This window comes from Methylobacterium sp. CCH5-D2, assembly GCF_001556475.1.
GTDB lineage: Bacteria > Pseudomonadota > Alphaproteobacteria > Rhizobiales > Beijerinckiaceae > Methylobacterium > Methylobacterium hispanicum.
In genome coordinates, this window is record NZ_LSIX01000561.1 from 1 (window position 1) to 7,532 (window position 7,532).

Here is a 7,532-nt window from a genome sequence, read left to right on the forward strand (position 1 = left end):
GGCCGCGGGCCGGGCGGGCATGGCCGGCGCCGCGTTGGCGAGGCCCCCCTCCCAGCGGCTCGGCGGCATCGCCTCGGGGAAGCTGTAGGGCTCGGTGCGCCGCCAGGACGGACCCGGTCCGCCCGGCCCGCCGCCGCCCTGCGGCGCGTCGCCGTCCCAGGGGGCGTCCCCGCCCCGCGGTTCGTGGGGTCCGGGCTCGGCCAGCAGGCGGCGCCCGATCACCGCGCCGCTCGAGAGCAGGAAGGCCAGCAGCGTCGCGAAGCCGAGCGTCGGCAGCTTCTTGGGGAAGGAGGGCTGCTCCGGCCGCACCGCCCGCGAGACGATGCGCGCGTCGGCCGGCGTCGCGCTCTCGGCGTCGCGGGCGGCGGCCTCGCGGTAGCGCGAGAGGTAGGATTCGAGCTGCTCGCGCTGCGCCTTGGCCTCGCGCTCCAGCGCGCGCAGCTCGACCTCGCTCGAATTGCCCTTCACCACCACGTCGCGCTGCCCGTCGACGGCGGCCTGCAGGCTCTCGACCCGGGAGGCGGCGATGCGGGCGTCGTTCTCGAGGGTCCTGCCGATGCGCTCGGCCGCGGCCCGGATCTGCGCGTCGAGCTCGCCGACCTGGGCGGTCAGCTCCTTGATGCGGGGATGGGCCGGCAGCAGGGTACGCGACTCGAGCGCGAGCTGCGCCCGCACGGTGATGCGGTTCTCGATCGTGCGGCGGATCAGCTCGTTGTTGGCGACGTCCGGGATCTCGAAGGCGCGCCCGTCCTTGACCATCTCCTTGATCGACTTCACCCGGCCCGCGAGGTCGGCCTGGATGGTGCGCGCCTGCGAGAGCTGGGTCGAGAGTTCGGAGAGCTGCTGGCTGGTCAGGCGCTGCCCCGTCGAGCCGGATCCGGAGACGAGGCCGTTCTTGGCCCGGAAGGCCTCGACCTTCGCCTCGGCCTCGGTGACGCGGCGGCGGAGCGTGTCGATGTTGCCGCCGAGCCAGGTCGAGGCGTAGCGGGCGGTATCGACCTTCGCCGCCTCCAGGGAGCCGAGATAGAGTTCGGCCACCGTGTTGGCGCCCTCGGCCGCGAGGTCCGGGTCGCGCGAGCGGAACTCGACCGTCAGGATGCGCGACTTGCCCGCCGGGTAGACCAGCAGGCGCTCGAGGAAGGCGTCGAGCACCCGCTCCTCGGCCGGGCGTTCGAGGGGGTTGCGGGCGAGACCGAGCAGCATCAGGGCCTGACGCAGGGGGCCGGGCGTGCCGGCCTCGGCGTCGAATTCCGGGTTGCCGACGAGCTTGAGCCGGCGGACCGCCTCGCGGGCGAGGTCGCGCGACATCATCACCTGCGCCTGGCTCGCCACGGCCTGCTCGTCGATCGGCGCGGCCTGATCGGCGCGTTCCTGAGCGGTGCGGGCGAAGGCGGGATCGCGGCTCTCCAGGAGCAGCTTGGCCTCCGCCGTGTAGCGCGGCGGCACGACCTGCACGAAGGCGAGGGCGGCGGCGGCGGCGGCCAGCGTCGGCAGAAGGATCCAGGCCCAGGAGCGGCGCAGCAGGCCCGGCAACTCGGCCACGCTGACGCCCTCCCCCGGGGAGCGGCCTTCGGGTGTTGCGCGCGGGCTGGAGCGGGACATGGACGGCCTTCGCGACGGTACGGGCGGACGTGCCGCCGGGCCGCATCATGACGCCGTTAAGGTTGAGCAGCCGTTAAGCGCTGGCCGCATCGCCGTGCCGGGGACGGGCCGGGGACGGGCCGGGTCAGTCTTCATTAACCCTAACGGACTAGACACCATCCCATCTGGTATTCTCCGACGGTCATGGTGTGATGAACCGGCGCGCTCTGCTCCTGGCACTTTCCGGCAGCCTCGCCCTCGGCGGCTGCCTCCGGCCCGAATTCCGCACCGCGGATCTCGACGCCACCGGCACCGGCTCGATCGGCGCCCGCTACACGCTCGCCGCGGGCGACAAGCTGCGGGTGATCGTGTTCGGGCAGGACAACCTCTCGAACATATACGCGGTCGACGGCGCCGGCCGCATCGCCATGCCGCTGATCGGCGCGGTCGGGATCGGCGGGCAGAGCACGGCCCAGGCCGCCCGCACCATCGAGGCGAAGCTCGCCTCGGGCTACGTGCGTGAGCCCCACGTCACCGTCGAGGTCGATGCCTACCGGCCCTTCTACATCCTGGGCGAGGTCACGACCTCGGGCCAGTACCCCTACGTCAACGGCATGACGGTGGAGAGCGCGGTCGCGATCGCGGCGGGCTTCGGCCCGCGGGCCGCCCGCGACTACGCCGTGCTGACCCGTGGCGGACCGGGCGGCCTCGTCAACGGCATCGTGCCGATGAGCTATCCGGTGCGCCCCGGCGACACGATCGTGATCAAGGAGCGCTTCTTCTGAGCCGTCTCAGGCGCCGCCCCACTGCATGGTGAGCCCGCCATCGACCACGAGGGTGTGGCCCGTGACGTAATCGGCCTCGTACGAGACGAGGTAGAGGATCGCCTGGGCGATGTCCTCCGGCTGGCCGGCCCGGTGCCAGGGGATCCGCTCGAGGGATTGTTCCAGCTTGTCGGGGTTCTCGAAGCGGTCGGCGGTCATCGGCGTCTCGATGAGGCCGGGCGCGACGTTGTTCACGTTGATCCTGTCCTCGGCGAGCTCCCGCGACAGGCTGCGGCACAGCGAGCCGAGCCCGGCCTTCGACATGCCGTAGGGCGCGCTCTCGGGCGTCGGCAGGTGCTGGGCGACCGAGGAGACGAACACCACCTTGCCGCGCCCGCCGGCCGCCCGCCGCAGGTGGATGAAGGGCCGCACGGTGAAGAGCGGCCCCATCAGGTTCACCCTGAGGATCTGTTCGAGGCGCGCGTCCTCCATGTCGGCCACGGCCATGCCGCTCATCGCCTGCCCCGCGTTGGCCACCAGGATGTCGAGCACGCCGAACCGGCTCGCGATCGTGTCGTAGGCGGCCCGCACCGCGCCCGGGTCGCCGACGTCGAGCTGAAGGGCGAGCGCCCGGCGGCCCGCGGCCTCGACGCGCGCTTGCGTCTCCCGGATGCCGTCCGCGTCCGTGTGGTAGGTGATCGCCACGTCCGCGCCCGCGCGGGCCAGGAGTTCGGCCGTGGCCCGGCCGATACCGGAATCGGCGCCCGTCACCAGGGCCCGCTTGTTCTGCAGCTTCATGCGTGTCGCCCGCTCCCCGGCGCGACGGCCCGGATCGCGGTGATGCGCCGCCGTCGGCATGGCAATCGATGCCCGCGGGCGCGGTTCCGGACCCGCGGCGGCGGCGCATCGTCCCCGTCCGGAACCGCCGCGCCGGGGCCGGCGTCTTTTGACGGGCCGGGCCGGCCTGCCTAATCAGGACGCAAGCCGGCTCAGCAGCCCCCGCCACGGCACATGCAGCGAGAATGACGACCCTGGCCCATCCGGATCCCGCGCAGGACGGCGCGCCCGAGGAGAGCGCGCCGACCACGCGCTGCCGCATCCTGGCGGTGGCCGAGCGCTCGTTCCGGGAGATCGGCTACCAGAAGACCACGGTGGCCGACATCGCCAAGACGCTGAAGATGAGCCCGGCCAACGTCTACCGCTTCTTCGACTCGAAGAAGGCGATCAACGAGGCCGTGGTCGAGCGCGTCACCGGCGAGGTCGAGGCGCTGATCGCCCGGATCGCGGACGCGGCCGGCCTCTCCGCCGAGGCGCGGCTGCGGCAGGCGATCACGATGCTTCACCGCGATACGGTCGAGCGCTGGGCCGGCTATCCGCGCATCCACGAGATGGTCGAGGCGGCGATGGGGGAGAGCTGGGAGGTCTGCCGCCACCATGTCGACCGCATCGGCGCCGTGTTCGAGCGCATCGTGCGCGACGGCGTCCGCAGCGGCGAGTTCGAGGCGGAGGATCCGGCGGTCGCGGCCCGCTGCGTGCAGGCCGCGATCCTGCGCCACACCCACCCGCTCATGGTGAGCCAGCTGCCGCAGGTGCCGGAACCGACCCTCGAGCAGATCGTCGCCTTCGCGCTGCGCGCCCTGCGGCCGGCGCGCCCGGCTGCGGGATGAGACGCGCGTCCGCTCCACGGATGCTGCGTGCTGCCTCGGTGTGAGGCTGGCGCACGCCGCAATTCCGCCCCTGCAGAGCAAGCGCCTGTGCCGAGCGGGCCCTGAGGCGGATAGAGCGCTGGTCCCCTACTCCGAGGCCGGCGTGCTCGCGGTCGGCGGCGCCTCCGTGGCGCCGGGCTGCGGGCCGTCGTAGCCCTGGATCACGAGGATCTCGGCCTGCGTGCTTCCTTGGAGTGCGCGGGCCTCTTGGTAGAGGTCGGAGTTCCAGCAGGCGAGCGCCGCCTCGTAGGTCGGGAATTCCAGCACCACGTTGCGGGCTCGCGCCGTGCCGGCCACCGCCTCGAAGCCGCCGCCCCGCACGAGGAAGCGCCCTCCGAACTTGGCGAACGCCGCCCCGTTCGCCTGCGCGTAGCGCCCGTAGGCCTCCGGGTCGCTCACATCGACCCGCACGATCCAGTAGCCTCTGGCCATCACGCCGACTCCATCTCCTCGACGATCGCCCGCGCCACGGCCCGCGGATCGGCCGCGCCCGTGATCGGGCGGCCGACCACGACGTGGTCGATGCCGGCCCGGCGTGCCTCTCCGGGCGTCAGCACCCGCTTCTGGTCGCCGGGGTCGGACCCCGCCGGACGGATGCCGGGGGTCACGATCAGGCGGTCGGGTCCCACGATGCCGCGCACCGCCGCCGCCTCGGCAGCGCTGCAGACGATGCCGTCGATGCCGATCTCGCGGGCCTGCTCCGAGCGCCGCGCCACCATCTCGGCGACCGGCAGGGCGTATCCGGCTTCCCGCGCGTCCGCCTCGTCGTAGGACGTCAGTACCGTGACGGCGAGGATCTTGAGGCGTCCGCCCCGGCCGCGCACCGCCGCCCGCATGGTCTGGGGATAGGCGTGCACCGTGAGGAAGCTGGCGCCGAGGTCGGCCACCGCCCGCACGCCCTCCTCCACCGTGTTGCCGATGTCGTGGAGCTTCAGGTCGAGGAACACCTTGAGGCCGCGGTCCGTCAGCGCGCGCGCGAAGGCGAGGCCGCCGCCGTACCCGAGCCGGTAGCCGATCTTGTAGAAGGTGGCCGCATCCCCGATCCGGTCCACCAGGGCGCGGGCGCCCTCCACGTCGGCGAGGTCGAGGGCGACGATCAGGCGGTCGCGCGGGTCGGTGATCTGGCTCATGCGGTCTCCGGTCGGGCGCGAGGGATCGGGCCGGCCTCACCGTTTGTCAATCGCGCGCCATCACCCGCGCGACCTCGGCACGCAGGACGGGAAGCAGTTCGGCCTCGAACCAGGGCTCGCGCTTCAGCCAGCCGTTGTTGCGCCAGGAGGGGTGCGGCAGTGGCAGCACGCGGGGCCTGCCCGGCCGGCCGAGGATCGCGCGCCAGCCGCGCACCGTGGCGGTGAGCCCACCCGGCATCCTGCCCAGGTGCCACCCTTGCGCGTACTGGCCGATCACCAGGATCAGCTCGAGGTCCGGCAGGCCCTCGAAGAGCTCGGCTCGCCAGCGCTCCGCGCATTCCCGCCGCGGCGGCCGGTCGCCACCCTTGGCGTCGAGGCCGGGGAAGCACGAGCCCATCGGCACGATGGCAACGCGGGCGGCGTCGTAGAAGGCCGCCTCGTCGAGGCCGAGCCAGGCGCGCAGCCGCACGCCGGAGGGGTCCGTGAAGGGCTTGCCGGTGCGGTTCGCTCGCGTGCCCGGCGCCTGGCTGGCGATGCAGAGCCGGGCGGTGCCCGAGCCCTGCACGATCGGCCGGGGCTCCTGGGGCAGGGGCGGCCCGTAGAGCGGGGCGTCGCGGCAGATCCGGCAGGCGCGCAGGCGCGTGGCGGTCGTCGCGAAGGTGTCGGGGGTGGTCATCCATCCGGCAGATGGGGGCTGCCACGATGAACGGCCAGGGCGCCGGGACGGACACGAAAAAACGGCGCGGGGTGAGCCGCGCCGTGAAGGGGTCTTGCTGGGGTCTAGAAAGCCTTGGGGTGCTTTCGAGAACGGGCTTAGACCCCGTGACCGCCGCCGCGATGTGCGGCGAATCACACGCCCTTCAGGCCGGCGAGGTCGAGGGGCAGCGCGCGCAGGCGCTGGCCGGTCGCCGCGAAGACCGCGTTGGAGATGGCAGGCGCCAGGACCGGGACGCCCGGCTCGCCGATGCCGGTCGGCGCCGCCTGGCTCGGCACGATGTGCACCGCGACCTCCGGCATCTCGCTCATCCGGGTCGGTTCGTAGGCGTCGAAGTTCCGTTCCTGCACCACGCCGTCCTTCAGGGTGACGCGGTTGCGCAGGACCGAGGAGAGCGCGAAGCCGACCGCGCCCTCGACCTGCGCCCGCACGATGTCCGGGTTGACCGCGATGCCGACATCGACCGCCGCCACGATCCGGTTGACCTTGATGCTGCCGGCGCCCGCGGTGACGTCGGCCACCATGGCCACGTAGGAGCCGAAGGATTCGTGGACGGCGACGCCGAGGGCGCGGCCCTTCTCGCTCTCCTGCGTCGCGCCCCAGCCCGCCTTCTCGGCCGCGAGCTTGAGCACCCCCGCGAGGCGCGGCGCGTTCGCCAGCAGCGAGAGGCGGTAGGCCACCGGATCGACCTTGGCGGCGTGGGCCAACTCGTCGATCATCACCTCCATGGCGTGCGCCGTGTGGGTGTGGCCGACCGAGCGCCACCACAGCACCGGCACGCCCTCGCGGGCGTTGTGGACCTCGAAGCGGTAGGCCGGCAGGGCGTAGGGCGTGTCGGAGGCGCCCTCGACCGTGGTGCCGTCGACGCCGTTCTTCACCAGCATCGCCTCGAACGGCGAGCCGATCATGATCGACTTGCCGACCATGACGTGCTGCCAGCCGGTCACCGCGCCCTTGGCGTCGAGGCCTGCCCGGATCTTGTGGTAGACGGTCGGGCGGTAGTAGCCGCCCGTCATGTCGTCCTCGCGGGTCCAGACGAGGTGCACGGGCGCCTTCGCGTCCCAGGCCTTCAGGATGTGGGCGGCCTCCGCGATGTAGTCGGCGGACGGCGTGGCGCGCCGGCCGAAGGAGCCGCCGGCCCACTGCGTGTGCAGCCGGACCTTGTCGGGGGTGACGCCGAGGATCGCGGCGGCGGTCGCCTGCTCGATCGTCTGGAACTGCAAGCCCGCATAGATGTCGTAGGTGCCGTCCGGCGCCCGCTCGATCGTGGCGTTCAAGGGCTCCATCGCGGCATGCGCCAGGTAGGGGAAGCTGAACTCCGCCTCCAGGACCTGGGCCGCGCCCTTGATGCCGGCGGCCGGGTCTCCGCGCTCGGAGGCGACGATGCCGGGGCGCTTGGCCGTCTCGCGGTACGCGGCCAGGATCGCGTCGGAGGAGCGGGTCTCGGCCGCGCTCTCGTCCCAGGTGACCTTCAGGGCCTCGCGGCCCTTCATCGCCGCCCAGGTGTCGCGGGCGATGACCGCGACGCCGCTCGGGACCGCCACCACGTCGATCACGCCCGCGACCTTGCGGGCGGCCGCGTCGTCGAAGCCCGTCACGGTGGCGCCGAAGCGCGGCGGGTGGGCGACGACCGCCG

Annotated in this window: 8 protein-coding genes; 2 read left to right on the forward strand and 6 right to left on the reverse strand. The window is 73.0% G+C overall.

The window, feature by feature from the left end:
- On the reverse strand, positions 1 to 1,602 hold a 1,602-nt coding region (locus tag AX737_RS14365), incomplete at its 3' end, for a GumC family protein (protein ID WP_156453719.1).
- Positions 1,603 to 1,793: 191 nt separating this feature from the next.
- Between AX737_RS14365 and AX737_RS14370 the strand changes: the two genes are divergently transcribed.
- On the forward strand, positions 1,794 to 2,366 hold the full coding sequence (locus AX737_RS14370) for a polysaccharide biosynthesis/export family protein (protein ID WP_066922394.1): 573 nt from the start codon (positions 1,794 to 1,796) through the stop codon (positions 2,364 to 2,366).
- 6 nt (positions 2,367 to 2,372) lie between these two features.
- Here AX737_RS14370 and AX737_RS14375 read toward each other — a convergent pair whose 3' ends face one another.
- Positions 2,373 to 3,143: a glucose 1-dehydrogenase gene (locus AX737_RS14375; protein ID WP_066922407.1), complete on the reverse strand. Its 771-nt coding sequence runs from the start codon at positions 3,141 to 3,143 to the stop codon at positions 2,373 to 2,375.
- 224 nt (positions 3,144 to 3,367) lie between these two features.
- Between AX737_RS14375 and AX737_RS14380 the strand changes: the two genes are divergently transcribed.
- The gene (locus AX737_RS14380; RefSeq protein WP_066922396.1) at positions 3,368 to 4,012 is read left to right on the forward strand and encodes a TetR family transcriptional regulator; all 645 of its coding nucleotides are present in this window, start codon (positions 3,368 to 3,370) and stop codon (positions 4,010 to 4,012) included.
- Positions 4,013 to 4,138: 126 nt separating this feature from the next.
- Here the strand turns inward: AX737_RS14380 and AX737_RS14385 are convergent, their stop codons facing one another.
- The 4 genes from AX737_RS14385 to AX737_RS14400 all read right to left on the reverse strand — a co-directional run.
- Positions 4,139 to 4,483 carry a DUF1330 domain-containing protein gene (locus AX737_RS14385; protein WP_066922398.1) on the reverse strand — a complete coding sequence of 115 codons (345 nt, stop codon included), beginning with the start codon at positions 4,481 to 4,483 and terminating at the stop codon, positions 4,139 to 4,141.
- Positions 4,483 to 5,181 (reverse strand): orotidine-5'-phosphate decarboxylase, encoded by a 699-nt coding sequence (gene pyrF, locus AX737_RS14390; RefSeq protein WP_066922400.1) that lies wholly within the window; start codon positions 5,179 to 5,181, stop codon positions 4,483 to 4,485. Before pyrF ends, AX737_RS14385 begins: the two co-directional genes overlap by 1 nt.
- A gap of 46 nt (positions 5,182 to 5,227) precedes the next feature.
- Positions 5,228 to 5,857 carry a uracil-DNA glycosylase family protein gene (locus tag AX737_RS14395; protein WP_066922402.1) on the reverse strand — a complete coding sequence of 210 codons (630 nt, stop codon included), beginning with the start codon at positions 5,855 to 5,857 and terminating at the stop codon, positions 5,228 to 5,230.
- 173 nt (positions 5,858 to 6,030) lie between these two features.
- On the reverse strand, positions 6,031 to 7,532 hold a 1,502-nt coding region (locus AX737_RS14400), incomplete at its 5' end, for a molybdopterin cofactor-binding domain-containing protein (protein WP_066922405.1).

What these genes read in the sequence shown, in the direction of transcription:
- AX737_RS14370 (WP_066922394.1), top strand. Translation starts at nt 1,794, where the DNA reads ATGAACCGGCGCGCTCTGCTCCTGGCACTTTCCGGCAGCCTCGCCCTC.
- AX737_RS14375 (WP_066922407.1), bottom strand. Translation starts at nt 3,143, where the DNA reads ATGAAGCTGCAGAACAAGCGGGCCCTGGTGACGGGCGCCGATTCCGGT.
- AX737_RS14380 (WP_066922396.1), top strand. Translation starts at nt 3,368, where the DNA reads ATGACGACCCTGGCCCATCCGGATCCCGCGCAGGACGGCGCGCCCGAG.
- AX737_RS14385 (WP_066922398.1), bottom strand. Translation starts at nt 4,483, where the DNA reads ATGGCCAGAGGCTACTGGATCGTGCGGGTCGATGTGAGCGACCCGGAG.
- pyrF (WP_066922400.1), bottom strand. Translation starts at nt 5,181, where the DNA reads ATGAGCCAGATCACCGACCCGCGCGACCGCCTGATCGTCGCCCTCGAC.
- AX737_RS14395 (WP_066922402.1), bottom strand. Translation starts at nt 5,857, where the DNA reads ATGACCACCCCCGACACCTTCGCGACGACCGCCACGCGCCTGCGCGCC.